The organism is Micromonospora sp. RTBAU3-60, from assembly GCF_054963695.1.
This window is the reverse complement of sequence record NZ_JBUEGB010000001.1, coordinates 417,292-443,120: the sequence shown is the minus strand read 5'-3', so window position 1 is coordinate 443,120 and position 25,829 is coordinate 417,292. Positions and strand designations below refer to the sequence as shown.

Annotated in this window: 22 protein-coding genes; 11 read left to right on the top strand and 11 right to left on the bottom strand. The window is 74.0% G+C overall.

What is annotated here, in order from left to right; genetic code table 11:
• Nucleotides 1-7 precede the first annotated feature (7 nt).
• From ACY34I_RS01800 to ACY34I_RS01785, 4 genes are all read left to right on the top strand, one after another.
• Nucleotides 8-2,980, top strand: coding sequence for a multicopper oxidase domain-containing protein (locus ACY34I_RS01800; RefSeq protein ID WP_462751785.1), 2,973 nt, complete (start codon nt 8-10; stop codon nt 2,978-2,980).
• A gap of 57 nt (nt 2,981-3,037) precedes the next feature.
• Nucleotides 3,038-3,505 carry a hypothetical protein gene (locus ACY34I_RS01795; RefSeq protein WP_462751783.1) on the top strand — a complete coding sequence of 156 codons (468 nt, stop codon included), beginning with the start codon at nt 3,038-3,040 and terminating at the stop codon, nt 3,503-3,505.
• Between the two features lie 5 nt (nt 3,506-3,510).
• Nucleotides 3,511-5,391 (top strand): copper resistance CopC/CopD family protein, encoded by a 1,881-nt coding sequence (locus tag ACY34I_RS01790; RefSeq protein ID WP_462751781.1) that lies wholly within the window; start codon nt 3,511-3,513, stop codon nt 5,389-5,391.
• Between the two features lie 148 nt (nt 5,392-5,539).
• Complete coding sequence (locus ACY34I_RS01785) at nt 5,540-6,403, top strand: M15 family metallopeptidase (protein ID WP_462751779.1); 864 nt, start codon at nt 5,540-5,542, stop codon at nt 6,401-6,403.
• Between the two features lie 36 nt (nt 6,404-6,439).
• Here ACY34I_RS01785 and ACY34I_RS01780 read toward each other — a convergent pair whose 3' ends face one another.
• Nucleotides 6,440-7,477, bottom strand: coding sequence for a M36 family metallopeptidase (locus tag ACY34I_RS01780; protein ID WP_462751777.1), 1,038 nt, complete (start codon nt 7,475-7,477; stop codon nt 6,440-6,442).
• A gap of 105 nt (nt 7,478-7,582) precedes the next feature.
• Between ACY34I_RS01780 and ACY34I_RS01775 the strand changes: the two genes are divergently transcribed.
• Nucleotides 7,583-8,089 carry a DinB family protein gene (locus tag ACY34I_RS01775; protein ID WP_148799884.1) on the top strand — a complete coding sequence of 169 codons (507 nt, stop codon included), beginning with the start codon at nt 7,583-7,585 and terminating at the stop codon, nt 8,087-8,089.
• A 90-nt stretch (nt 8,090-8,179) separates the two neighbouring features.
• On the top strand, nt 8,180-9,376 hold the full coding sequence (locus ACY34I_RS01770; RefSeq protein WP_462751775.1) for a M20 metallopeptidase family protein: 1,197 nt from the start codon (nt 8,180-8,182) through the stop codon (nt 9,374-9,376).
• 114 nt (nt 9,377-9,490) lie between these two features.
• Here ACY34I_RS01770 and ACY34I_RS01765 read toward each other — a convergent pair whose 3' ends face one another.
• From ACY34I_RS01765 to ACY34I_RS01745, 5 genes are read right to left on the bottom strand one after another with little or no spacing between them, the layout of a single operon-like run.
• Complete coding sequence (locus ACY34I_RS01765; protein ID WP_462751773.1) at nt 9,491-10,276, bottom strand: alpha/beta hydrolase; 786 nt, start codon at nt 10,274-10,276, stop codon at nt 9,491-9,493.
• Between the two features lie 27 nt (nt 10,277-10,303).
• Nucleotides 10,304-10,861, bottom strand: a complete 558-nt coding sequence (locus tag ACY34I_RS01760; protein WP_462751771.1) for a hypothetical protein — start codon at nt 10,859-10,861, stop codon at nt 10,304-10,306.
• Nucleotides 10,858-12,336, bottom strand: coding sequence for a hypothetical protein (locus ACY34I_RS01755; protein WP_462751769.1), 1,479 nt, complete (start codon nt 12,334-12,336; stop codon nt 10,858-10,860). The genes ACY34I_RS01760 and ACY34I_RS01755 overlap by 4 nt, the downstream gene beginning before the upstream one ends.
• Nucleotides 12,333-12,626 (bottom strand): WXG100 family type VII secretion target, encoded by a 294-nt coding sequence (locus ACY34I_RS01750; protein WP_148799876.1) that lies wholly within the window; start codon nt 12,624-12,626, stop codon nt 12,333-12,335. Before ACY34I_RS01750 ends, ACY34I_RS01755 begins: the two co-directional genes overlap by 4 nt.
• Nucleotides 12,623-12,931 carry a hypothetical protein gene (locus ACY34I_RS01745; protein WP_462751767.1) on the bottom strand — a complete coding sequence of 103 codons (309 nt, stop codon included), beginning with the start codon at nt 12,929-12,931 and terminating at the stop codon, nt 12,623-12,625. Before ACY34I_RS01745 ends, ACY34I_RS01750 begins: the two co-directional genes overlap by 4 nt.
• 120 nt (nt 12,932-13,051) lie before the next feature.
• Between ACY34I_RS01745 and ACY34I_RS01740 the strand changes: the two genes are divergently transcribed.
• Complete coding sequence (locus ACY34I_RS01740; RefSeq protein ID WP_462751765.1) at nt 13,052-15,565, top strand: WD40 repeat domain-containing serine/threonine protein kinase; 2,514 nt, start codon at nt 13,052-13,054, stop codon at nt 15,563-15,565.
• A gap of 2 nt (nt 15,566-15,567) precedes the next feature.
• Nucleotides 15,568-19,857: an FtsK/SpoIIIE domain-containing protein gene (locus ACY34I_RS01735; protein ID WP_462751763.1), complete on the top strand. Its 4,290-nt coding sequence runs from the start codon at nt 15,568-15,570 to the stop codon at nt 19,855-19,857.
• A 5-nt stretch (nt 19,858-19,862) separates the two neighbouring features.
• On the opposite strand, the gene ACY34I_RS01730 is transcribed toward ACY34I_RS01735, so the two are convergent.
• Nucleotides 19,863-20,633 (bottom strand): permease prefix domain 1-containing protein, encoded by a 771-nt coding sequence (locus ACY34I_RS01730; RefSeq protein WP_462751761.1) that lies wholly within the window; start codon nt 20,631-20,633, stop codon nt 19,863-19,865.
• A 76-nt stretch (nt 20,634-20,709) separates the two neighbouring features.
• Nucleotides 20,710-21,045, bottom strand: a complete 336-nt coding sequence (locus tag ACY34I_RS01725; RefSeq protein ID WP_462751759.1) for a PadR family transcriptional regulator — start codon at nt 21,043-21,045, stop codon at nt 20,710-20,712.
• Nucleotides 21,046-21,223: 178 nt separating this feature from the next.
• Here ACY34I_RS01725 and ACY34I_RS01720 point away from each other — a divergent pair, with 178 nt between their 5' ends.
• Nucleotides 21,224-21,616 (top strand): hypothetical protein, encoded by a 393-nt coding sequence (locus ACY34I_RS01720; protein WP_462751757.1) that lies wholly within the window; start codon nt 21,224-21,226, stop codon nt 21,614-21,616.
• Here the strand turns inward: ACY34I_RS01720 and ACY34I_RS01715 are convergent.
• Both ACY34I_RS01715 and ACY34I_RS01710 read right to left on the bottom strand, forming a co-directional pair.
• The gene (locus tag ACY34I_RS01715; RefSeq protein WP_462751755.1) at nt 21,613-22,074 is read right to left on the bottom strand and encodes an SRPBCC family protein; all 462 of its coding nucleotides are present in this window, start codon (nt 22,072-22,074) and stop codon (nt 21,613-21,615) included. The genes ACY34I_RS01720 and ACY34I_RS01715 overlap by 4 nt on opposite strands.
• Entirely contained in the window at nt 22,071-22,373 is a 303-nt protein-coding gene (locus ACY34I_RS01710; RefSeq protein WP_462751753.1) for an ArsR/SmtB family transcription factor, read from the bottom strand. The genes ACY34I_RS01715 and ACY34I_RS01710 overlap by 4 nt, the downstream gene beginning before the upstream one ends.
• Before the next feature lie 51 nt (nt 22,374-22,424).
• Here ACY34I_RS01710 and ACY34I_RS01705 point away from each other — a divergent pair, with 51 nt between their 5' ends.
• Both ACY34I_RS01705 and ACY34I_RS01700 read left to right on the top strand, forming a co-directional pair.
• On the top strand, nt 22,425-22,850 hold the full coding sequence (locus ACY34I_RS01705; RefSeq protein ID WP_462751751.1) for a hypothetical protein: 426 nt from the start codon (nt 22,425-22,427) through the stop codon (nt 22,848-22,850).
• Between the two features lie 182 nt (nt 22,851-23,032).
• Nucleotides 23,033-25,039 (top strand): GTP-binding protein, encoded by a 2,007-nt coding sequence (locus ACY34I_RS01700; RefSeq protein ID WP_462751749.1) that lies wholly within the window; start codon nt 23,033-23,035, stop codon nt 25,037-25,039.
• Here the strand turns inward: ACY34I_RS01700 and ACY34I_RS01695 are convergent.
• The gene (locus ACY34I_RS01695; protein WP_462751748.1) at nt 25,017-25,628 is read right to left on the bottom strand and encodes a DUF6058 family natural product biosynthesis protein; all 612 of its coding nucleotides are present in this window, start codon (nt 25,626-25,628) and stop codon (nt 25,017-25,019) included. The two genes, ACY34I_RS01700 and ACY34I_RS01695, sit on opposite strands and share 23 nt — an antisense overlap.
• Nucleotides 25,629-25,829: the final 201 nt, after the last annotated feature.

The following is a 25,829-nucleotide window of genomic DNA, read 5'->3' as shown; positions in this document are numbered from 1 at the left end:
GGCGACGATGACACTGACCCGTACGCCTCGGCTGGTCGCCGGGATGGCGGCCGCGCTGCTGACGCTCGGCCCGGCCCCGGCGCGCGCCGCGGCTCCGCAGCCGGCGATGGCCACCGGGCGGACGCCGGCCACCCTCGCCGGTGACCCGGCCCCGCCCCAGGGCACCCTGCCGCAGACCGGCTGCCAGCTCGCCGACGGCACGGCCACCTGCGACCTCTGGGCCAAGCCCGGCTCGGTGGTGCTGCCCGGCGCCGCGGCGCCCGTGCCGATCTGGGGCTTCGCCTCGACCGACGCCACCCCGGCGACCCTGCCCGGCCCGGTGCTCGTGGTCGACCAGGGCGACCGGGTCACCATCACCGTGCACAACGGACTCACCGACGCCCTGGCGCTGGCGTTCCCTGCGGTCACCGGGCTCGCCCCGGACCGCACCGGCGCGGCACCCGGCGGCACCCGCAGCTACACCTTCACCGCCGCCCGCCCCGGCACGTACCTCTACCAGGCCGGCCACACCGCACTCGGCGCCCGGCAGGTTGCCATGGGCCTGGTCGGCGCGCTGGTGGTCCGTGCCCCCGCGGTCGGCGGACGGCCCAGCGCGTACGGGGACGCCGCCTCGGTCTACGACGACGAGGCGGTGCTGGTGCTCACCGAGGTGGACCCGGCCTTCAACGCCGCACCGGGCAGCTACGACCTGCGCGCGTACGCCCCGAAGTACCGGTTGATCAACGGCAAGGCGTTCCCGGAGACGGACGTGGTCGCCACCGACGTCGGCCGCAAGGTGCTGCTGCGCTACGTCGCCGCCGGGCTGCAGCCGCACCCGATGACCCTGCTCGGGCTGGACCAGAACGTCGTCGGTCAGGACGCCCGACCGGCCGCGTACCCGGAGGCGGCGGTCACCGTGCCGCTGCAACCGGGGCAGGCGGTGGACGCCGTGGTGAGCGTGCCGTCCGGCCCGGACGGGCGGCGCTTCGCGCTGCTGGAGTCCGGCGGCCAGCTCAACAACGCCGGGCAGCGCTACGGCACCACCGTCACCGGCGTCAGCCCGCAACAGGCGTTCGGCGGCATGCTCACCTTCCTCGACACCAACCCGCCCCCGGTCAGCGGCGACCACGTCGGCCCGACCGCGGCGAACGTCCGGGCCGCACCGAGCCCGGCCAGCGTGCGCGACACGGTGACCGTCACCGCCGACTTCACCGACGCGCGCGGCGGCAACTCGGTGGTCGACCGGGCCGAGGCCGTGGTCGACGACCTGCGGGTCGCCGAGGGCACCGGCATCCCGTTCACCGCCGCCGGCTTCGGTGCCGGCCCGACCGTCACCGGCGCCACCGCCACCCTCCCGGCCGACCTGCTCACCACGCTGACCCAGGGGAAACACGCCATCTGGGTGCGTGGTCACGACGCGGCGGGCAACTGGGGCGTGGTCGGCAGCACCACCTTGAACCTCGCGGTCACCGGCGCCGTCACCACCGGGGTGACGGTCGGCCCGAACCCGACCCGGGGCAGCGGTGACGTCGCGATCTCCGCCACCGGCGACGACCGCGGCCTCGGCGGCACGGTGACCGGCGCGGAGTACTTCGTGGACACCACCGGAGCCAACGGCAGCGGCACCCCGCTCACCCTGGGCACCCCCGACGCGGCGGTGAGCGCCGAGTCCGGCAGCGTCCCGGCCGTGGTGGCCGCGGCCCTGGCCGAGGGCCGGCACACCGTGCTGGTGCACACCGCGGACTCGTTCGGGCTCTGGGGCCCGTACGCCGCCGCCGACCTGGTGGTGGACCGGACGGTGCCGACCCTGCTCTCCGGGGCGGTGGACCCGGCCGCCACCGACGGCCGCAGCGGCTCGGCGTCCGACCCGACCGACCTGCGGATCAACGCCGCGTTCACCGACCCCAACGGGGGTGGGGTGCACTCGACGATCGCCGGCGCGGAAGGCTTCCTCGACGCCGGCGGGGCCGACGGCACCGGCTTCACCTTCGTCGCCCTCGACGGGTCGTACAACGGCGCCACCGAGAACACCTACGGGCTGCTGCCGCTCAGCGAGCTGACCGGCGTCGCCGACGGCACCCATCAGGTGCTGGTGCACGCCCGCGACTCGGCCGGCAACTGGGGGCCGCTCGCCGCGGTCACCTTCGTCCTGGACCGGACCGGGCCGGTGGTCGGCGCGGTCACCGCGGCCCCGAACCCGACCGCCCGGGCGGCGACGCTCACCCTGACGGCCACCGCCACCGACGCGGCCGCCGCGGTCACCGCCGCCGAATGGTACGAGGGCGCCGACCCCGGCGCCGGCCACGGCCACCCGATGACGGTCAGCGGCACGGCCCTCGCCACCACGGTCGCCCTCAACGGGTTCAGCAGGGGCAACCACACCCTGCGCGTGCGGGCCCGGGACGCGCTGGGCAACTGGGGTACGGCCGGCAGCGTGACCGTCGGCGTGGACCCGCCGAACGCCATCTTCGCGGACGCCTTCACGGGCGGCACGAGCGCCTGGTCGCAGGTGAGCGGCACGGTGTCGGTCTCCGGCGGGCAACTGGTCGCCGGCACGGTGGGATACGTCGTGGACAACACCCCGGCCGCCGAGCGCAGCATTCATGCCAAGGCGGACGTCATCCTCGGCACGGTCAACCCGCAGACCGCCGTGGTCACCGTCTACCAGCTGCGCAACGCCGCCGGCGGGGCCCTCGCCGTGGTGCAGTACCGCCGCAGCAACGGCGTCAACCAGTTCCGGCTGGGGCTGCTGCGGCCGGCCGGTTGGGCGTACACCGGTTGGGCCGCCGCCAACGGCGGGACGGTCCGGCTGGACTGGGTGTCCGCCACCGCCGGCTCCGCCACCCTGAAGGTCGGCGCCGTCACGGTCGGCACGCTGACCGGCGACACCAGCGGCTACACCGTGGAGTCGGCGGCGCTGGGGCTGGTCGCCCGGACCGCCACCACCAGCGGGTCGCTGAGCTTCGACAACTACGCCGCCACGCGCTACACCGCACCCTGACGCCGCACGGGGGCCGGGTGCGCGCCCGGCCCCCACCTCATCCGAGGAGTCCTGACGATGGTCGCGATCCCGTTCCGCATCCCGCGTCCCCGCCTCGGCCGGGTGGTGCTCCCGCTGCTCGTGCTGGCGCTGGTCGCGGCGTCGATCGTCCGCTTCGGCGGATACGCCGACGCCCGGCAGGGCTACGCCGTCCCGCACGACGGGCAGCTGGAGGCCACGCTCGGCATCCGCTTCACCCAGGCCGCCGTGGTCGGCGACGGTGGCCTGGTGGAGCTGCGCTACGTGGTGCTCGACACCGAGAAGGCGTCGGCCTTCCAGAACGACACCAAGCACCCGCCCCGGCTGCGCAACGAGCGCTCCGGCAAGCTGGCCTGGCGGGCGGCGCTGATGAAGCAGGGCCACGAGCTGCGCCCCGGCCAGAGCTACTACCTGCTCTACCTGAACAACGACAGCGCCATCAAGCGCGGCGACAAGATCGAGATCACCTCCGGTCAGCGCCGCCTGGCCCACGTGCCGGTGCGGTGAGCCGCATGCGCCGCCTGGGCCACCTCCTCACCGCCCTCACCGTGGCGGGCCTGACCGTGCTGGTCGGGTCCACCCCGGCGCAGGCCCACGCGTACCTGGCCCGCAGCGCGCCGGCCGACGGCGCGGTGCTCGACCGGGCACCGGACACCCTCACCCTGGCCTTCACCGAGCACGTGGAACTCTCCGCCGCCCGGATCAGCGTGGTCGACGGCGACGGCCGGCCCTGGGCGGTGACCGGGCTGGCGCTGCGCGGCGAGGACGGCGCACCCGCCACCGACGACGACAGCGAGGAACCGGTCACCCTGGTCGCCGGCCTGCCGGCCCTGCCGCCGAACACCTACCACGTCTCCTGGCGGACCCTCTCCTCCGACGACCTGCACACCACCAGCGGCACCCTGGTCTTCGGCATCGGGCGGCAGGTCACCGCCGTGGGCGTCACCCGCCCGGCCGCCCCCGGCCCCCGCGAGACCGCCGCCCGGGCGGTCGGGCTGCTCGGCCTCGCGATCCTGCTCGGCGGCGCCGCGCTGGCCCTGCTGACCGCGGCCGGCACCCGCCGCCGTGGGCGGACTGGTGGAGGTGTGGACCTCGCGCTGCCTCGTCGGTTGCTCGTGGTTGCCGGGTGCGCGGGGGTGGTGGCGCTGTTCGCCGCGCCCCTGCAACTGACCATCCAGCTGTCCGGAGCGGGCGGCGGGCGGTGGCCACTCCTGGTCGATCAGCTCACCAGCGGCCGTTGGCTCCTCCGTGAGGTCGGCACGGCGGCGCTGCTCGCGGCCGTGCTGGGCGCCACCCGCCGGCTCCGGGCCGGCCGGGCCGTTCCCGGGGCGGTCGCCGTCGGGCTGGCCGGGGCGCTCGCCGCCGCGGCGGGCACCGCGCTGCTCGGCCACCCGATGGGCGGGCCGCTGCGGACCGCGCTGGTCGGCGGGGTCCACGTGCTGGCCGCCGGTGCCTGGGCCGGCGCGGTCCTGGCCGCCGTCCTCGCCCTGCTGCCAGCGACCCGCCGGGCGCCCGACCGGGCCGTCCAGGTCCGGGCGGTGCTGCGCGCCTTCGCCCCGCTCGCCGTCGGCTGCCTCACCATGCTCCTGCTCACCGGGCTACTGCTCACCGGCCCCCAGGTGGCCACCGCCGACGCGCTGCTCGGCTCCCCGTACGGGCTGCTGCTGCTCGCCAAGGTCGCGGTGGCCGGCGGGGCCGGGCTGCTCGGTGCGCGTACCGCCCGACGGCTGCGGCGGGCCGACCTGCCCTGGCGGGGCCTGCGCGCCGAGGCCGGGCTGCTCGCGGTCGTCCTCGCCCTGGCCGGGGCGCTGGCCGCCGCCGGGCCGGGCCGGGGCCCCGCCTTCCCGGTGGCCGACGCGCCGCGGTCCGTGCCCCAGGTCACCGGCCAGGCCGCGGACCTCGTCGACACGGTGGCCGTACGCCCCAACCGGCCGGGACGCAACGTCGTCAGCATCAGCGTGGGGGACACCCGCCGCCCGGCCCCCGCCCGGGTGACCGGGGTGTCGCTGCTGCTCACCGGCCCGAACGGGGAGCGCGCGGTGCATCCGGTCACCCGGACCGCCGACGGCTGGGTGGTGACCGTCGACGACATCCGCTCGCCCGGCCAGTGGCGGGTCGGGGTGACCGTGCTGCGCGAGGGGCTGCCCCCGGTCAGCGACACCCACCCCTGGCTGGTGCCCGCCGGCGACGCTGCCGCCCCCGTACGCGTCTCGGCGGCCCCGCTGCGGCCGGCGCTGAACCGGGCCGCGCTGCTGGTCGCGCTGGTTGCGCTGGCCGGCGCGGCGTTCGCCGGGCGGCGGTGGTGGCGTGGCCGCCGGCCCGGCACCGACCCGGACGGCCCGTTGCCCGCGGACCGGCTGGCGGTCACCGGCGGCGTCCCGTCCGGTCCGTGAGGCGGGGCGGGCGGCCCGGCCCCCGGTGGCCCACCACCTGCCCGCGCCCGATCGGAAACGACAGATTCACGGAAAGAGTGGCCAGTCCGCTTGCGGAAGCCACTCTTTCCGTGAATCTGCGGGCGGCGACACTGGTAGACAGGGCGGGGTGGGGAGTGGGAGACGGCGGGGCGGCGGCGTCCGGGGGACGGCGGCCCTGGTCGTGCTGGTCGCGGCGCTCGGCAGCGCGTGCCAGCGGCCCGCGCCACATCCCACCTCGGCGCCCACCCCCTCACCGGCACCCACCCTCTCGCCGACGCCGTCGCCCGGGCCGCGCGCCCCGGCCGACTTCGTCGACGTCACCGCCGTCGACCCGAGCATCCGCACCGACATCCGGTACGCCACCGCGCACAACTTCGCCGGCCGGCCGATCACCGGCTACCCGGAACCGCGGTGCCTGCTCACCCGGGCGGCCGCGGACGCGCTGCACCGGGTCCAGGCCGCCGCGCTCGCCCAGGGCCACAGCCTCAAGGTGTACGACTGCTACCGCCCCCAACGGGCGGTGGACGACTTCGTCGCCTGGGCGAAGGCCCCCGGGGAGCAGCAGATGAAGGCCGAGTTCTATCCCGACGAGCCCAAGAACCGGTTGTTCGCCGACGGGTACATCGGCGCCCCGACCGCGCACAGCCGGGGCAGCACCCTCGACCTGACCCTGGTCCCGGTGCCCACCCCCGACCCGCCGGCGTACGCGCCGGGACAGCCGCTGCTGCCCTGCACCGCGCCGGCCCGGCGCCGCTTCCCGGACAACTCGATCGACATGGGCACCGGGTTCGACTGCTTCGACCCGCGCGCCCACACCGCCGACGCCCGGATCACCGGACCGGCCCGGGACAACCGGGAGTTGCTCAAGCGGCTGATGACCGCGCAGGGCTTCGAGAACTATCCGCGGGAGTGGTGGCACTACCGCTACCGCGACGAGCCGTACCCGGACACGTACTTCGACTTCCCGGTGGCCCGGTCCTCGCTGCGGTGAGCGCCGCCCCGGCGGGGAGCGGCGCCCACCACGGCGTCAGAGGATGCCGCGGGCGGCGAACGCGGCGCGGGCCGCGGTCGCGGCCTGGCCGCCGTAGAGCCGCTGCGCGGCGGCCACGGTCGCCAGCGCCGCGTCCCGGAAGGTGGTGTCCTTCCGGAAGTCGAACTGCGCGTCCACGATCAGCGTGGTCGCCTTGCGGTCGCCGAGGGCGGTGCGGATGTCCCACAGCGCCCGGGACCAGATCTCCCCGTCGGCGTGCACCTCGCCCCGCAGGTCCGTCGGATAGACCTTGGTGCCGTCGAGGCGGCGCAGGCAGTGCGGGGCGGCCCGGGTGTACGAGACGGAATCCCAGTCGGCCACGCACGCCTCAGGGGTCCGGGTCGGCACGCCGGTGGCCCAGCTGGTGACCGCGACCGCCAGATAGTCGCCGAACGCCTCGCCGATCGCGCCGGACTCCAGGGTGGTGCCGAAGCCCGGCACCTGGCCGTCCTGCACCGAGTGGCCGTACTCGTGGACGATCACCTCGGCGTCCTCGGCGTCGTCCACCCCGCCCTTGCCCAGGCTGATGTTCGCCTTGTCCTCACGGAAGAACGAGTTGTCGCCGCCGTACTGATCGATGCGCAGCTCGATCTGGCGCTGGTTTACCGGACGCAGCGCGCTGCCGAAGCCCAGCGACTGCAGGTACGCCTGCGCGGTGTTCACCCAGTGGTAGCCCATGACCTGCTCGAACTGGTCGGCGTCGCGGTGCCACGCCGGGAACGCGCCGTCGACCGCCCGGGCGGCCGTGCCGGTGCTGCTCTTGACCACGACGTACCGGCCGGTCAGCGTGCCCGAGGAGTCCAGGTTGGTCAGCAGCACCGACCGGTACGCCCCGGCCAGCGCCGGATAGTCCGCGTCCTTCTGGTCGGTCAGCGACTGGTCGCCGAGCTGCTGCACCGGGTTCGGGGCGAAGACCGTCGCGGTGGCGGTGTGGCCGTAGGGGTCGCCGGCCGCCTGGACGGTGGTGCCGCCGGCGACCAGCGCCGCGGTGACCGCCGAGACGACCAGCGCGGAACGTCGGAGGTGGGGGTTCATCCATGATCCCTTCTGAGGTGGATCGAATGCGCTGAGACTAGGCTCGCCGTCGACCACTGCCAAGCAACCACGAGCAGGCCGCCCGGCCTGCGAGGAAGGACTCGCGTGGAGACCGAACGGATCGGCCCGCCGCTGCTGGCCGGGGAGCGGGAGATGCTGCGCGCGTTCCTCGACTTCCACCGGGCCACCCTGGCCATGAAGTGCGAGGGGCTCACCGACGAGGAGCTGCGCCGCCAGTCGTCGCCGCCCTCGACGCTGTCGCTGCTCGGCCTGGTTCGGCACATGGCCGAGGTGGAGCGCACCTGGTTCCGCCGGGTGATCAACGGCGAGGACATTCCGCTGGTCTGGTCGGACAGCGGCGACTTCCAGGAGGCGTACGACGCGAGCTCCGCCGACCGGTCGGCGGCGTTCGAGGCGTGGCAGCGGGAGGTGGAGCACGCCCGCCGCATCGAGCGGGAGGCCGAGTCGCTCGACGTCACCGCCTACAACGCGCGCTGGCAGGAGGACGTCTCCCTGCGCCTGGTGATGCTGCACATGATGCACGAGTACGCCCGGCACAACGGACACGCCGACTTCCTCCGCGAGGCCATCGACGGGTCAGTCGGCGTCTGACCGCGTTTACCCGCGCCGTGGGCTGTCCGAAGCCCGACCCTACGGCGCGGGTCCTTGACCGTCCGGCCGCACCGGCCCGATTCTCGACCCATGGCGTCGCCGACCACGGAACCGCCACAGCTGCTGGTCCGCGCGGAGCGGCGGCGGGCTCCGCTGACCGAGTTGTACCGGAGGCTGCACCGCCGCCCGGAACTGGGCCTGCGGCTGCCGCACACCCAGGCGGCCGTGCTCGACGCCCTGCGCCCGCTGCCACTGGAGGTACGCACCGGCACCACGTCCAGCGCCGTGGTCGCCCGGCTGGCCGGCCGGGGCGACGCGCCGCCGGTGCTGCTGCGCGCCGACATGGATGCGCTGCCGCTGACCGAGCGCACCGGGCTGCCGTACGCCTCGGCGGTGCCCGGTGCCATGCACGCCTGCGGGCACGACGCGCACACCGCCATGCTGGTGGAGGCCGCCCACCTGGTCGCGGGTGCCGACCCCGGCCCGCCCGGCGATGTGATCTTCATGTTCCAACCAGGCGAGGAGGGCCACGACGGCTGCCGCATCGTGCTGGCCGACGGCCTGCTCGACGGGGGCTTCGCGCCCGCCCGCGCGTACGCCCTGCACCAGTTCCCGGGGCTGCCCGCGGGGGTGGTCGCCACCCGTCCGGGCGCACTACTGGCCAGCGCGGACGGGCTCACCGTCGTCGTGCGCGGCGCGGGCGGCCACGTGGCCCTGCCGCACCTCGGCGCCGACCCGGTGCCGGTGCTCTGCGCCATCGTGCTGGCCGTGCAGCAGATGGTCACCCGCCGGTTCGACGTCTTCGACCCGGTGGTCGTCACGATCAACCGGCTCGACGCCGGCATCCCCGGCGCCGGCGTCATCCCCGACACCGCGACGGCCGCGGGCACCGTGCGCACCTTCAGTGACGCCACCCGGGCCCGGGTGGCCGAGGCGCTCGCCGAGGTTGCCGCCGGTGTCGCCGCCGCGCACGGCTGCACCGCGGAGGTACGGATCGAGCCGGGCTACCCGCCCACCGTCAACGACCCGGGGGAGGCGCGTTGGGCACTGGCTGCGGTCGCCGGCACGCTCGGCCACGACCGGGTCAGCGAGCTACCCACCCCGGTTCCGGCCAGTGAGGACTTCGCGTACCTGTTGCAGCGCACGCCCGGCGCGATGCTGATCCTCGGCACCCGGCCGGCGGACGGCCCGGCCGCGCCGGTGCACTCGCCCGAGATGCGGCTCGACGAGTCCGCGCTGACCGCCGGGGTCGCCGCCCTCGCCGCGCTCGCCCTCACTCCCCGCTGACCCGGCCGGGCCGCCCTCCCGCCCACCGGTCCTTCGGGCGGGCCCGCTGACCCGGCCGGCCCGGTCCGGCCCGCCGGTCCCTTCGGGCGGAGACCGGAGGCGCGGGGCCGCCGGTCAGCCGGTGACGTCGCGGCGCAGCGGCAGCCAGGCCAGCACGTCCTGGATCTTCGCGTCCCAGTACGCCCAGTCGTGGTCGCCGGGGGAGAAGTCCACGGTGACCGGCGTCCCGCGGCGGCGGGCCGTGTCGACGAAGCGGACGTTGTCCTCGTACAGGAAGTCCTCGGTGCCGCAGGCGACGTAGAGCGCGGGCAGCTCGTCGCCGGCGCGCTCCAGCAGCGCCACCGTGTCGTCGTCGGTGCCGGTCACCTCCCGGTCGCCCCACACGGTGTGCCACACCGCCGGGTTCACCGGGCTGGTCGGGTGCGCCCGCCGCCGGCTGACGTCCAGCGCCCCGGAGAGGCTGGCCGCGGCCGCGAACCGGCCCGGCTCGCGCAGCGCCCACTTCACCGCCCCGTAGCCGCCCATCGACAGGCCGGCGACGAAGGTGTCCGCCCGCCGGTCCGAGAGGCGGAAGAACGAGTGGCAGACCCGCGGCAGCTCCTCGCTGAGGAAAGTCCAGTAGCGGTTGCCGTGCGCCTCGTCGGTGTAGAAGCTCCGCCCGGCCTGCGGCATCACCACCGCCAGCCCGAGCGGCGCCACGTACCGCTCGATCGAGGTACGCCGGGTCCAGATCGTGTCGTCGTCGCTCAGCCCGTGCAGCAGGTAGAGCACCGGCGGATCGCCGACGGTGACGCTGCCGGCCATGCCGATCTGCGTGGCGGCCCGCTCCGGCAGCAGCACCGTCATCGACGTGCCCATGCCGAGCGCCTCGGAGAAGAAGTCACACCGGATCCGCGCCATGGTGATCAACCCTACCGATGCCGGCCCTCACTCGGGGAATTCGTCGTACGCCCAGCCGGTGGTGATGCCGCCGCCGTCGTCGAGTTCGTGTGCGACGACCTCCCACGAGGGGTCCTGCTCCCGCGCCGCCCGCTGAAGTTCGGGGCCCAGGTACAGCAGCGCGTAGGGCTGGGCCCGCAGCCGGGTGACCTCTTCTTCGGCGGCCACCGCCGCGAACTGCCGGACGTCGGTCAGCACGTCGTCGGAGATGGTGCCGAGGGCCACCGCGGCGGTGGGGGCGAGCGCCTGGCAGGCTCCGGCGAACAGCAGACAGAAGTCGCGCCACCGGTCCGGCTGCTCGGCGATGTCAGAGTGGAAGTCGCGGCTGAAGTAGCTGATGACGAGGATGTCGCCGGCTGGGCCGTCGAGCAGCTGCGCCCGGGAGCTGAGACCGTTCCATTCGCAGTGGAGGAGCCGCTCCCGCTCCTCGAACACCAGGCCGTCCGACCGAAGGTCGATGACTTCCGACAGTCCGCGCAGCCACCGTTCGTCGTCGGGCGGGGTCGTGCGGAGGAAGAAGACCGACGCGTCCCGCCACTCGGTCATCGCCCTGCTCCGTCGATCCGGGGCCCGAGGACCTGCACCCGCCGGCCGCCCGGCCCGACGCGCCTCTCCAGCTCGTCCGCCGCCTCCGGGGTGATCCCGTTCTTCGGGTAGTAGATGATCCGGGGGTTCGGGTACTGGACGGGCCAGTCCGGATCGGGATCCTCTGCCACGCCCAACTGCTTTTCCAACTGCGTCCAGGCCTCGTCGACGTCGCCGACGTCGACCAGATGTTTCCGCTTGGCGTCGATGAACTCGAATCGCCCGTCCCGGTATCCGACCACGTCGACTTCCTGCCTGCTGTATTCGCGCCGCTTGACGTTGATCGACACGGCCCGTACGTCGGGGTGGGCGAGCGCCACGTCGACCTCCCACTCCATCGTCAGGATGCGGTCACCGATCCGCGGGTTGAACTCCCGGGCGTCCCTCAGCATGACGTCGAGCTTCCCGCGGAGATCCCGGAACTCACTCTTCACACCCTCGAATCCGCCTGCCTTGCTGGCGTCGGGGAACCTCCGGTCGAGTTCGGCGATCTTCCGCTGCACCGTCTCCGCGTTGCGGAGCCAGACACCGACCCGCCTCCGCTCCTCCTCGGTGAGGTCGGTCCAGTCCCGGAGCTTCTTCGCCAGGCCGGTCGCGGCCCGCCCCAATGCGCCGTTCGCCTGGGCCTTGACCAGGCGCTCGCCCGCCACCCGCGGTCCGAGCTTCGCGATCACGGTCTCCAGCGCGTCCAGCGCCTCCGGGTCGTCCGTCAGCGCCGCCCGAAGCCCGTCGAGACGCCGCTGGTCCGCGGAGCTCACCCGGCCCCCAGCGGCCGGGTTCGCGGTGTGCCCGGACTGGTCGGCGGGTAGGTCGTGCACCGCGGCGAGGATCCGCGCGGCGCAGCGGGCCGCGGCATCACGGTGGAAGTAGCCAGCTTGTTCGGCGGCGCCGCGGGCCAGCTTCCGTTCGGACTCGCACATGCCGGCGTTCCGGCCAACGGCGACCGCCCACTGCTGTATCGACGGTCCGTGTTGGGCGCTGAGCTGTGCCGCGGTGGCCGCGTCTAGCCCGCGCCAGAGGCCGGTGCCGGTGAACCTCAGCGGCACCACCGAGGCGAACGTGGCCAGCAATTGTCGGTATCGCTCGTCCGCCTGACTGCCCTGTCGCAGGGCGGCCCGGGACGCGGCCTGGGCCTGATCCAGCTCCTGTGCGTAGGTTGTCATGGCGCCGGCGCAGGCGTGGTACGCCGCGCCGAGCTGTTCGGCATACCGGGGGAGCGTCCCGAGCTTCCCGTCGAGGATCTCCGCGTAGTCGCCCCAGAGCCGCAGGCCGGCTCGCTCGGTGGCGACCCCGTGGAGTCGCTGGGTGTGCCGCTGCGCCTGCTCGGCCCGCTGCCGGAACTGCCCGGCGAGCGCCCGGACCTGCTCCGGCGACCCGGGGGTGGGATCCTGGGCGAGGCCGAGGACGGCCCAGTTCTCCCCGCCGGGAAAGCTCAACCGAGGCCGCCGGCGAGCCGGTTGTCCAGGTCCTGGTATTCCCGGACGACCTCGTTGAGGAAGGTCGACATGCCCTCCAGGCCATCGATCATGTTCTGCGCGCCGGTGGACCACTGTTGGTACGAGTCCTGGAACCGGCCGGAGGCGAGCTGGGTGCGGAACTCGCTGCCGACCAGTTGGTCGATCATGGACTTGAGCGCCTGGAGTCGCTGGGTCATGTCCTGCTGCCCGGTCCTGAGCTGGGCGGCGGCTCGCTGCAGGCCGTCGTAGCCGACGTTCACATCGGTCATCGGTCGCTCCTTGGGTTGAGGTGGCCGGGCGAGACGTGGTCACCCAACATCCGGTCGATGGAGAATTGCCCGGCGGCGACGTCGTCCAGCCAGCGCGCCAGGCGGTCCACCGACCCGTACAGCTCGGCGTGGGCCTTCGTCGCGGCGCTCGCGAAAGCCCGCACCGCCTCCTCCACCGCCGCGGAGCCGGCGGACAGGGGGCCGTCGAGGCCCTGCCGGGTGGCGTCGGCGTCGGACCGGACGGCCGTCAGCTCTCGCGCCAGGCGCCGCACCCCGTCCGGGTCGACAGCGAACCGTTCCGCCATCCGTCCGTCGCCCCTCCTCGCCCGGCGTGTGGGTGGTGCCCGCGGTCGGGGGACTCCTGCCGTCACCCCGCGCCCGGTACTGTCCACAGTGACTTTACGGCTTCGCGGCAAGGGGTGGGTGTGCAGGAGTCCCGGGCGTCGGAGCGCCTCGTGGCGGGGCGCTACCGGCTCACCGAGGTGCTGGGTCGCGGTGGGATGGGCGTGGTCTGGCGGGCGACCGACGAGCTGATCGGCCGGGCGGTCGCGGTGAAGGAGGTACGTTCACCGGCGGGCCTTCCGCCGGCGGAGCGGGCGCTGTTCGGGGAGCGGGCGCTGCGCGAGGCGCGTACGGCCGGGCGGATCAACCACCCCGGCGTGGTCGCCATCCACGACCTGGTCCCCGCCGAAGCGGACGACGAGGCGGTCTACATCGTCTCCGAGTTGGTGCAGGCGCCCACTCTCGCCGACGTCCTGCACCGGGAGGGCCCGCTGCCGCCGGCCCGGGTCAGCGCGATGGCGGTGCGGATCCTGGAGGCGCTGACCGCCGCCCACGCGAGCGGCGTGGTGCACCGGGACATCAAGCCGAGCAACATCATGGTGCTCGATGGCGACGGGGTGAAGCTCGTCGACTTCGGCATCGCCCAGGCCGCCGACGACACTCGGCTGACCCGCGACGGGGTGATGGGTTCGACCGGCTACCTCGCGCCAGAGCTGTTCCATGGCGGGCAGCCCACCCCCGAGACGGACCTGTGGGCGGTGGGGGTGACCCTGTGGCAGGCCGTCAACGGTGTCGGACCGTTCGAACGTGATTCCACTGCGGCGACCATCCACGCGGTCCTCTACGCGGACCTGCCAGCCGTACCTTGCGACCCGCCGCTCGCCACCGTGATCGCCGGCCTCCTCGTCCGCGAGCAGGCCGACCGGATGTCCCTCCAGCAGGCCCGCGACCTGCTGGCCGGCGCGGTCCCCGCCGACGCGACGCCCGACCCGACGCGGGTCGCGATGCCCGAATCGACGCGCGTCGCGGCGCCCGGCGAGCAGCCGGGGTCTCCAGTGCCCGGAGCGGCATGGGAGCAGGACCCGACGAACCTCCACGGTGCGGCCGGCGCCGGATCGGTTCCACGCCAGCGGGCCGCGGCCGCGCGGAGCCCGGAGGAGGGGTTCGCCGTGGTCCTGCCGGCGTCGGTCCGCCACCGGAACCGCCTGGTCGGGGTGGTCACGTTCGCGCTGTTCGGGACGGCCGGCTGGCTGCTGCTGCACGCCACGCTGGGGGCGCCCCTGTTCACCACCGTCATGATCCCCCTCCTGCTCGCGTGGGTCGTGGTGATGAGCACGATCCGCCCCTCGTTCCGCGGGCGGTTCGAAGTCACCGAGTCGGGCCTGGTCTGCAGAGGGGCCGTGCGAAAGCCGGGGCGATCGCTCGTCGACACGGTCCTGTGCTGGGAACACATCCACGAGCTCGTCATCGCGCCATCCGGCACCGCCGCCGAGCGGAGCAGGGTGGTCATCCGCCTGATCGACGCCGTCCCGAACACGGTGATCCTGGCGCCCCCGTTTAAGGGGTTCCTACGACGCGGCGTCCACGGCCGCCTCGTGTACACGCTGGGCGACGTCGACGCCGGCCCGGACGATGTGGCGGAGGCGATCCAGGCCGCCGTCCCGGACGGCGTCACCGTCACCGGCCCGACCGGGGGTGACACCCCTCGGGACGGTCGTCTGGTCGGTCCCCGGCGGGACGGGTCGGTGTTCTGGATCCTGGCTGTCCTGGCCCTGATCGCCGGCACCCTCTACTACCGGCACCAGAACGCGGATCTGGTCACCCTCGCCGAGGAGGACACAGCCGTGGTCGCCTACAACCCAGCCGGGACGGCGCTGGCCAGCGGTGCCGACCGGACGATCACGGTGTGGAACCCGGCCACCCGGCAGAAGACCGCCCTGCTCTCCGGTCACTCCGACGACGTCACCGCGCTGGCCTTCAGCCCCGACGGAGAGCTACTGGTCAGCGGGGACGACAACGGGGTCATCAAACTGTGGAACATCACGGCCGCGCGCGCCGCCGCCACCGTCGCGATGGACGACAGTGAACTCAAGCTCGGGATCGAGCGGCTGGCGATCAGTCCCGATGGTGCCACGCTGGCGGCCATCAACGACATCGGGGACGTCGGGATGTGGCGGCTGAACAACCTCGGCAAGCGCCTCCTGGACGACGCCAATGTCGAGGTCATCCGGTTCAGCACGGACAGCCGGGTCCTGCTCGGGGTCGACAGTCAGGCCGCCCGGCACGCCTGGCAGACGACGAGCGGTCGCGAGGTGCGTCCGAACGGTGTCTTCGGCCCGATGGCCACGGTCCAGAACGACCACTCCGTCCTGATCCGGGACGCCGGCACCGACCAGATCCTCGCCACCCTCCGCGGCGACGGGGATTCCATCTACGCCGCCGCCTTCGGGCCCGGCGATCTGTTCGCCACCGGCACTTGGGAGCGGATCCAGGTGTGGCACATCCGCACTGGCCGCACGGCGCAGGTCCTGGAGACGAACCTGTTCCGGTGGAGCGTTCCCCGCTGTGACTCGCTGGCGATGCGGTCGGACGGGCGGGCCGTGGCGTGCGCCAGCGACGACGGGCTGCGGGTATGGACCTTCGCGCCGGAGCACTGACGATGATCCTCCGCCTGACGGTCCACGATCCGGCCACCGGTAGCAGCCAGGACATCGAGGTCAGGGCGGCCCCGCAGAGCAGCGTCGCCGCCCTGCTCGCGGCGCTCCCGCTGCCCGTCGACGGACGGCCCTGCTTCGTCGGCGCGGTCCCGCTGGATCCCCGGACCAGCCTCGCGGATACACCGCTCGTACCCGGGTCGATCATCAGCGTGGGCGAGCCCGGGCCGACCGGTCGTCCCGCCGGGGGTGCGGACGCCGCTGGCGTGCTGGAGGTGCTGAGCGGCCCGGACGTCGGTCTCGCCGTCGCCCTGGGGCCTGGCCGGCATCTCATCGCCCGAAGCTCGAAGGCTCCGGTGCCGCTGCGGGACCGGGACGTCTCCCGGCAGGCCCACGCCGAGCTGGTGGTCCACGACGACGGCACCGCTGAAGTCGTGGACGCCGGTTCCAGCAACGGCACCTTCGTCGGCGGGGTACGCATCACCGCACCGACCCGACTGACGCCCCGGCGCCTGCTGCGGGTGGGCGCCGACGAGCTGCGGTGGATCCCCGCCCCGGCCGGCGGGCTTCGGGTGGCGCGCGCCCCGGACGGCAGGCTCGACTTCGACCGGGCCTTCGCCGCCGCGCCGGCCGTGCCGAGCATCGAGGTGACCTTCCCGGTGCAGCAGCCTCCGGTGCGGGGCAACGGCCCGATGGCCCTGCTCGGCGCGGGGGTCGCCGTGGTGGCGGCGCTGCTGCTGCAGCAACCCCTGCTCTGGCTGGGCGCGGCGGCAGCCGTCATCGGCTATCTCGTCATGAGCTCGTCGGAGGATCTCCAGAGCACGAAACGGAAGCAGGCCTTCACGGCCGCGAAGAAGGCCGTCGAGGAGCAACTCAGCGAGCAGGTGTCGGCGGAGCAGCGCGTCCGCCGGCTGCTCGCACCCGGCCCCACGGAGATAGCCGAGACGGCCACCGGCGAACGCGCCGACCTGTGGACCCGCCGCGCCGACTCACCGTACGGGCTCACCCTGCGGATCGGCACCGCCGACCAGCCGGCCGCGGTGACCGCGCGCGGCGAGCCGTGGCCCGGCTTCGAGACGCCAATGGTACGCGCCGTCCCGGTGACCGTGGACCTGCGGACCACCGGCGTGCTCGGCGTCGTGGGCGCCGCCGAACCCGTCGACGGCATGCTGCGCTGGCTGCTGATCCAACTGGCCACCCTGCGCGGCCCCGACGACCTGCGGCTGTTCCTGATCACGGCCGGTGGTGCCGACCGGCTGGACTGGATCCGCTGGCTGCCGCACCTCGACGCGGGCGCCGGGGGGCCCGTGCCGTGCCGGATCGGCAACACCCCGCAGACCCGATCGGCCCGCGTGGCCGAGCTGCGCCAGCTGGTCGCCGCCCGCCGCGCCGATCGGGGGCCGGACGCGGCCACCCGGACCGGCGACGAGGTGGTCGTCGTCCTGGACGGCGCGCTGGCGCTGCGCGAGCTGCCGGGCATGGACGAGGTGCTGCGCGACGGCCCAGCCGTCGGGGTGTACCTGATCTGCGCCGACCGGCAGGGCATGAACGAGTGCCGGGGCCTGTGCGAGGTCGGCCCCCGCATGGCGACGCTCACCCGTGGGCCCGGCGAGCCGCGCGTCAGGACGCAGGCGCACACGCTCGACGAGGCCAGCGCCGAACACCTCGCCCGCGCGCTGGCGCCGATGCGGGACCGAGCCACCCTGGCTGCGGCGCACCACGCCATTCCCGACCGGGTACGCCTGCTCGACCTGCTCCGAGTGGGCGTGCCGAGTGCGGACGACGTGCTCGCACTGTGGGGCGATAGCCGGGGACCGCGTACCCGGGTGATCCTGGGCGCGGACGCCCGCGGGCCGGTGCACGTCGACCTGGCCGGGCAGGGCCCACACACCATGCTCGGCGGAGCGACCGGAGCGGGCAAGAGTGTCCTGCTGCAGACGCTGGTCACCGCGTTGCTGCTGGCCAACCGGCCGGACGAGCTGAACCTGGTCCTGGTGGACTTCAAGGGCGGCAGCGCCTTCCTGCCGTTCGAGGGCTGTCCCCACGTCGTCGCGCTGATCAGGTCCACCGGGGAGAGCGCCGCCGAGGTCTTCGACGACGCCGCCGCGGCCCGGGTGCTAGCGTCCATCCGCGCCGAGGTGAGCCGGCGCGAGTCGCTGTTGGCCCGCTACGAAGGCGAGATCGACCGGTACTGGGACAGGCGACGCGCCGGAGCGGACCTGCCGCCGTTGCCGCGACTGGTGATGATCTTCGACGAGTTCGCCCGGGTGCTCGACACCGCACCAGACTTCGTCCGGGAACTGGTGAACGTCGCCGCCAAGGGGCGCTCCCTCGGCATGCACCTCGTGCTGGCCACGCAGTCGTTGCAGGGCAAGCTCTCGCCGGAGCTGAAGAACAACGTCTCGCTGCGGATCAGCCTGCGGCAGAACGAGGCGGCCGACAGCACCGAGGTGCTCGGCGTGCCGGACGCCGCCGCGATTCCCGGCACGCGCCGAGGCCGCGGGATGATCTTCTGCACGACCGGCGAGACCCGCGTGCCGCAGGAGTTCCAGTCCGGCTACCTCGGCGACCCGCCGCCCTCCGGCGCCAGCCCCGTCACCGTCCGTACCCTCGACCGGGTGGACCTCGGCGCACCGCGCCCCGCCGCCGACGCCCCGGCCGGGGACGGCCCGACCGACCAGGAGTCGGCGATCGCGGCGGTCCGGGACGCCGCCCGGTCCGCCGGCCTGTCCGCCCCCTTCCGGCCGCTGCTGCCAGCACTGCCCGCGACGCTGACCCTGGCTGACCTGACCCGCCGGCAGACCGTGGCGCCGCCCGTCACCGCGGTGCCCTTCGGCCTGGCGGATGAGCCCGGGCGGCAGGCGCAGCCGGCGGAGTTCCTCGACTTCGCCGCCGCCGACCGGTTGCTGGTCGCCGGCGGTCCGCAGTCGGGACGGACCACCTTCGCGCGGACCCTGATCACCGGCCTCGTCACCCGGTTCGGGCCCGACCAGGTCCACCTCTACGTCGTCGAACGCCACCCCGGCGGGCTCGCCGACCACGCTGGACTGCCGCACTGCGGCGGCGTGTTCACGCCGGCGGAACCCGATCGGATCCGCCGCCTGGTCACCTGGCTCGACCAGGAGGTCCGGCGGCGCACCGCCGCCGGCACCGTCCACCCGCCACCGCCATGGATCGTCGTGGTCATCGACGGTTGGGAACACTTCGAGGACCACACCAACCCCGACTTCGTGGACACCGCGCTGCTCAGCACGCTGCGGGGAGTCGTCACCGCCGGCGCGCCGCTCGGGGTGCACGTCGTGCCGCTCGGCGGCGACGACCTGCTCAACCACAAGCTGCCCGGCCTGTACAACCGGCGGCTGCTGCTGTCGTTCCCGAAGGAGGACACCCGCCGTGCGCACCTGAGCGCCGGGATGGCCAGCCCGCCGGTGTTGCCGGGGCGGGCGATCGATGCCGGCAGCGGGCGCCATCTCCAGATCTGCCGGCCGGCGCGGTCCGCGGCGCAACTCGTCGGCGACGCGCGGCGCGCCGTCGGGGACGTCGACCCCGCGCGCCTGCCGGTGCGGTTCCCGGCCCTACCCGTCCGGGTGGCCCTGGGTGAACTGTCCCTACCGGACCCGCCGCCGTCGGCCACCTGGATCCCCCTTGGCGTCGGCGCGGACGCCACGGCCACCGTCGGCATCGACCTTTTCGAGATCGGGCCCCACCTGCTCCTGATCTCCGGGCCGTCGGGCGCCGGTCGCAGCACCGCGCTCGCCACCGTGTCGCAGGGACTGCTCCGGCGGGACGTCGGCGTCCTGGCGGTCACGTCGCCCCGGTCGCCATTGCCGCAGTTGCTTCCAGCAGCCCCGGCAGTGCGGGTGGTGACCGGTGCGGCCATCCCGGACAGCGACCTGCGGGCGGCCGCGGCAGCCTTCGACGGCATACCGTACGTGATGGTCGTCGACGACGTCGACCAGCTCGCGGTGCTCCCCACCGAGCAGGGCTTCACCAGCACGCCCACCCTGCTGGAGGAGATCGCCCAGCCGGCCGCGCGGGGGACGCGTGCCCTGGTCCTGGCCGGGGACGCCACGTCGGTGCTCAGCGGCTTCCCCGGCCCGGCCGCCCGCCTGATCAACACGGTGATGACGGCCGGCACCCGCCTGTTGCTCGCCCCGGAGAACCGGGCGGTGGCCCTGGCGCACAACGTCACGCTGGAACCGGACCAGTACTTCGCCGACCCGCCGGGCCGGGGCTACCTCTCGGCCGGTCGCGCCCCGGCCCTGCTGCAACTGGCCGTGCCGGACCCGGTGTAGATCCGTCAGGCGTGGGCGTCCCGGCGGCGCAGCCCGACCACGGCGGCGGCCGCGGCCGCGATCGCGGCGACCACCCCGGCGGTGAGGTTGGCGCCGATCCCGGCCACGTCGCCGAACACCGCCCGACCCAGTTCCGGCAGCGCGAGTGCCGCGGCGGCGAGGCCGAAGACGGCCACGGCGACCAGGGCCAGCGGCGCGGCCGGCGGCCGCCACCGGGGCCCGCGCAGCGGGCCCACCCGCCGGGCCAGGGCGTACAGCGCGAGCGCGAGCAGGCCGAGCACTCCGGCGGCCACCCGGTACTGCACCACCTCGCCCCAGTGGTGCACCTCGGCGGCCCGCGCGCAGCTCGGCGCGCCGGGCACCAGCCGCAGGTAGTCGGCGCAGCGCTGCGCGGTGTACGTGACGCCGGCGTCGTCCCCGGCCACCAGGTGCGCGCCGAAGATTCGGCCGATCGCCTCGGCGAGCAGGCCGCTGACCCCGATGGCCAGCAGCCCCACCGCGCCGAGCAGCCAGGCGCCGGCGACACTGCGCCGCAGCAGGTCGCCGGTGGGCAGGTGGACGCGGCGCAGCCGGGCGGCGATGTCGGCAGCGTCGCCGAAGCGGGCCACCGCGACCCGTTCGGCCGCTACGGGGTCCGCGCCCGCCGCGACCGCCTGGGCCGCCGCGCTGCGCAGGTGGTCCTCGGCCTCGGCGAGGGCGCGCCGGCCGGCGGCCCCGGTGCCGGCCAGCCGGTCGAAGAGCTGGTCGAGGTGGGCGTCGATCGGTGACTCGCTCATGCTGCCACCTCGCTCCGCTCGGCAGCCGCATGAGGCTCCACCGCGCTGTGCCTGATGATTCGCTCGCTGCGCTCGCTCATGCCGTTGCTCCCTGGGTCGGTGCGAGGATCGCGGCGACGCCGCGGACCAGCGACTGCCACTCCGACTGCTTCGTGGCCAGCGCGGCGAGACCCTGGTCGGTCAGCTCGTAGCAGCGGCGGCGGCGCCCCGCCCCGTCGCGCCAGGCGCTGGCCACCAGGCCGGCGCGCTCGAGCCGGTGCAGGGCCGGGTAGACGGTGCCCTCGGGCAGGTCGAAGGTGCCGTCCGAGCGGTCCCGCAGCGCCTGGATCAGGGCGTAGCCGTGGGTCGGGCCGGTCCCGCGCAGGGTCGCGAGGATGAGCAGGTCGAGGTGTCCACGTAGGTCCATCGCCATGCCTAGAGACGCTAGGCATAGGAATCCTAGGTGTCAAGCGATGTCCCCCCGAAAGCGGCTGAATCGACCGTTCCTATTGCCGTGGGCAGCCAGGAGGGACAGGATGACCAAGGCGTGCGGAAACATTCCCGTAACCGCGCGCTGCTGGTCTCTGTCACGAGGAAGTGGGAGTCAGTTCATGAGCGACGTGTCGACGGCGCTGGGTGTGCGCCTCTACCCGGACCTGGTCGAGCGGGGCGGACTCGCCCCCGCGCTCTCCGACACGGCCGCCCGGCACCAGCTCGACCTCGGCCAGGTGGCCGCCCCCGACCACGGGCGTGCCCGGTTCACCTGCGCCGAGCTGACCTCCGACCGCGGCGTCGTCTGCGTCGGCCTCGGCTCTCAGGCCCGCTACTTCATGATCGACCTCCGGGTGTCCGGCGAGGTCCAGGCCCGTGGCGACGCCACCGACCTGCTCCAGGTGGCGCAGGTGGCCGATGCCTGGCGCGCCGGGACCACGCTGGCCGAACTCACCGCGCGGTTCCCCTTCATGGAGGAGATGAAGCGCTACCCGGTTGCCCAGGCGAGCTAGTCGAGGGCGGCGGTTGACCGACGAGGAGGGCCGCCGGCTGCAGCAGGACGCCAGGCGGTCGCGGCCCCGGCTTTGAGGGTCTGAAGGAAGCCGGCCCAGCCGGCGTAGGTGTTGTCGACGAGGTTGGGCGGCACGCTGGTGTGGCGCAGGGTCAGCAGGGTGCCGCCGGCTTGCGCCGACAGGGTCACCTCGACCTGGGAAGAACCGGGTGGCAGGTCGGGCACGCCCGGCGTCGGGTCCCAGCCAAACGTGAAGGCGATCTTCTCGTACGGCCGGAGCTCGGTGAAGTGGCCGCGCACGACGGGCCGGGCGCCGTCGGCGAGCTGAAACGTCAGCTCGCCGCCCGGCACCGGGTCGAGATCGGCCGGGCCGAGCCAGCGCTCCATCCGCGCCGGGTCGGTGAAGAAGCACCAGACCACCTCTGGTGGGGCTTCGATCCGGATGGTGCGCTCGATCATCGGTGTTCCTTCTCCACTTCTTGTTTGAGATGGTCGAGCCGGGCCGCCCACATGGCCTCCAGGAAGCCGGCCGCCTCGGCGAAGCCTTCTGCCCGCAGCCGGTAGAGACGGCGGCTGCCATCGCGTCGCATATGGAGCAGGCCAGCGTGGCTCAGGACGCGCAGGTGCTGCGACACGGCCGGTCGGCTGATCATCGGGAACTGTGCGGCGATCTCGCCGGCTGCGACCTCGCGGTCGCGGGTGAGCAGAAGGATTCCGCGGCGGGTGGGGTCGGCCACGGCAATGAGTACCTCGTCCATGCCATCCCTTCGCGTAAGCTTGTGCCTACGAGCTTACCCGAAGGTGGGAGTGTGATTCCGGTGATCGAGCAGCTTGAACCCCTGGTCGGACGGTGGCGATCCAGCGGCCGCACGGTGGACGGCGTGCAGATCGCCGGCACGGACGCCTACGAGTGGTTCCCGGGTGGCGGGTTCCTGGTGCACCACGTCGACGTGCAGATGGGCGACGATCGAGTACGGGTGATCGAGCTGATCGGCGACCCGGACCCGGCTGACGGCGGCCGGCTGCGGATGCGGGCGTTCGACCACCAGGGCGGATACGGCGAGATGCGGGCAAGCGTCGACGAGGCCGGAGTGTGGACGTTCACCGGGGACACGATGCGCGCGACACTGACCATCGGCGCCGACGGCAAGACGATGGCCGCGAAATGGGAGCGCTCGCTCGGCGGCGCAACCTGGGTGGACTGGATGGACATGGAGTTCGCCCGCGAAACGTGAGCGCCGACGCGCTGACGCCCTACCCCGTCCACCGTCACCCGTCCGGGTTAATCGCTTGCCGGCGCTGCGGCGCCGTTGTGCAATCCACCACGACACCCACATAGCGAGGAGTCACGAGATGCGAGCAGCGTCCATGTCCCACCAGAAGGGAATGACCGCCTACCCGGAGGACATGACGCTGCGTGAAAACCCTCAACCTCGGCATCCTCGCCCATGTCGACGCCGGTAAGACCAGCCTGACGGAACGGCTGCTGCACAGCGCCGGCGTCATCGACGAGCTCGGCAGCGTCGACGACGGCAGCACCCGTACCGACACCCTGACCCTGGAACGGCAGCGCGGCATCACCATCCGCTCCGCCGTCGTCTCCTTCGCCGTCGCCGGGGTCACCGTCAACCTGATCGACACACCCGGCCACCCGGACTTCATCGCCGAGGTGGAGCGCGCCCTCGGCGTACTCGACGGGGCGGTGCTCGTCGTCTCCGCCGTCGAGGGCGTCCAGGCCCAGACCCGAGTGCTGGCGCGCACCCTGCACCGACTCCGCATCCCCACCCTGATCTTCGTGAACAAGGTGGACCGGGCCGGCGCCGACCCGGACCGCGTGCTGCGCCAGATCGCCGACCGCCTCACCCCGGACCTGGTCGCCCTCGGCCAGGTCGACGCGCCCGGCACCCCCGCCGCCCGGTGGGTACCCTTCGGGCCGGACGACCCCGGCCACACCGCCCGGCTGGTCGACCTGCTCTCCACGCACGACGACGCGCTGCTCGCCGCGTACGTCGCCGAGGAGCGGACGGTGACCCCGGCCCGGCTGCGGGCGGCGCTGGCCGCCCAGACCGCGCGAGCCCGGGTGCATCCCCTGTACGCCGGCTCGGCCATCACCGGCGCCGGGGTGGACGACCTGATCACCGGCCTCGCCGAGCTGCTGCCCGCCGCCGAGGGCGACGACCAGGCCGCACTGTCCGGCACCGTCTTCAAGGTCGAGCGCGGCCCGGCCGGCGAAAAGATCGCGTACGCCCGGATCTTCGCCGGAACCGTGCGGGTCCGCGACCGGATCCGCTACCGGCGGGACCTCGAGGCCAAGGTGACCGGCATCGGGGTCTTCGACGGCGGCGCGCCGGCACCCGCCGACTCGGTCGGCGCCGGCCGGATCGCCCGCCTGCACGGCCTGACCTACGTCCAGGTCGGCGACCCGCTCGGCACCCCGCCCGACCGCCCGGCCGGCCGCCACCACTTCGCCCCGCCCACCCTGGAGACCGTGGTCGTACCCGGGCGGCCGGCCGACCGACCGGCCCTGCACGCGGCCCTCGCCCAACTCGCCGAGCAGGACCCGCTGATCAACCTCCGCCAGGACGACCTGCGCCAGGAGATCGCGGTGTCCCTCTACGGCGAGGTGCAGAAGGAGGTCATCCAGGCCACCCTCGCCGACGAGTACGGCGTCCCGGTCAGCTTCCGGGAAACCACCACCGTCTGCGTGGAACGGCCCGTCGGCGTCGGCGCCGCGGTCGAGTGGATCGGCCGCGACCCGAACCCGTTCCTCGGCACCGTCGGGCTCCAGGTGGAACCCGGCCCGCTCGACAGTGGCGTCGAGTTCCGGCTCGACATCGAACTCGGCTCGATGCCGCTGGCGTTCCTCAAGGCCATCGAGGAGACCGTCCGGGAGACCCTACGACAGGGGCTGCACGGCTGGGCGGTGATCGACTGCGTCGTCACCCTCACCCACGGCGGCTACTGGGCCCGGCAGAGCCACTCCCACGGCGTGTTCGACAAGAGCATGTCCAGCACCGCCGGCGACTTCCGCAACCTCACTCCACTGGTGCTCATGGCCGCGCTCGCCCGCGCCGGCACCCGCGTCCACGAACCGGTGCACCGGTTCCGCCTGGACCTGCCGGCCGACCTGTTCGGCACGGTCCTGCCGGTGCTGTCCGGCCTCGACGCGGTGTCCCGCGCCGCCACCCCGCACGGCAGCGGGTACCTGGTCGAGGGCGAGGTGCCGGCCGGGCGGGTGCACACGCTGGAACAGCGGCTGCCCGCGCTGACCCGGGGCGAGGGGACCCTCGAATCGGAGTTCGACCACTACCGGCCGGTCCGCGGCCCCGTCCCCAGCCGGCCCCGCTGGGACCACGACCCTCTCCACCGCAAGGAGTACCTGCTCGCCGTGGCCCGCCGGGTCACCGCCCGTCCCGAGCGGTGACCCGGCGCGGGTACCGAGCCCGCACCGCGTCGATGCAGGTGTCCCGCGACGTCGGACCGCCGAACCGGAGCCGGTCGTACCCGGTGAACGCCGGCTCCAGCGCGTCCAGCTCGTCGACCAGCGCGTGCAGCCGGTCCCGCCAGGCCGCCGACTCCGCGTCCGCCGCGGCCAGCGCCGCCTCGATCGCCGCGGTCAGCTCGCCCTTGCGCCGGATGGTCCCCGGCGTCACCGAGTGCAGGCACACATACTGCCCACTCAGGTAGGCATCCCACTCGTCCGCGCCCTGCGCCGGGTCGGCCCAGTGCCCGACGAACCACTGCGCCAGCAACTCCGCGCCACCCGCCCGCTCCGCCAGCGCGAACAGATCGGCCGGCACCATCTCCGCGCCGTCCGAGCGCAGATAACCCGGCAGCGGCAGCCGCCGGTCCAGCATCAACCGGCGTACGTCGTCCGGGTCCCGCCCGGTCGCCGCGCACAGCTCCGTCAGCACCACGAACTGCCCGCTGACGTACGCGTCGTCCGCCGCCGTCATCGGGTGATCCCCGTTGACCTCGCGAAACCGCTCCGCCACCCGACGCCGCAACTCCATCCCGGCCTTCCTTCCTCCCGTGCCCCGCCACAGGCTAGGACCGGGACAGTTCGGCGCCCGCCGAAACGTGCTCGCGAATACGGCGGCGATGCCGTGCCGCGAGACCCGAGCGCGGCGCAGGCGGGTCCAGATGCCGACGAACCACGCTGTCGGACCCCGGAGGTAGCGTGGGCCCGCACCGACGCGCAGGGAGGACGAATC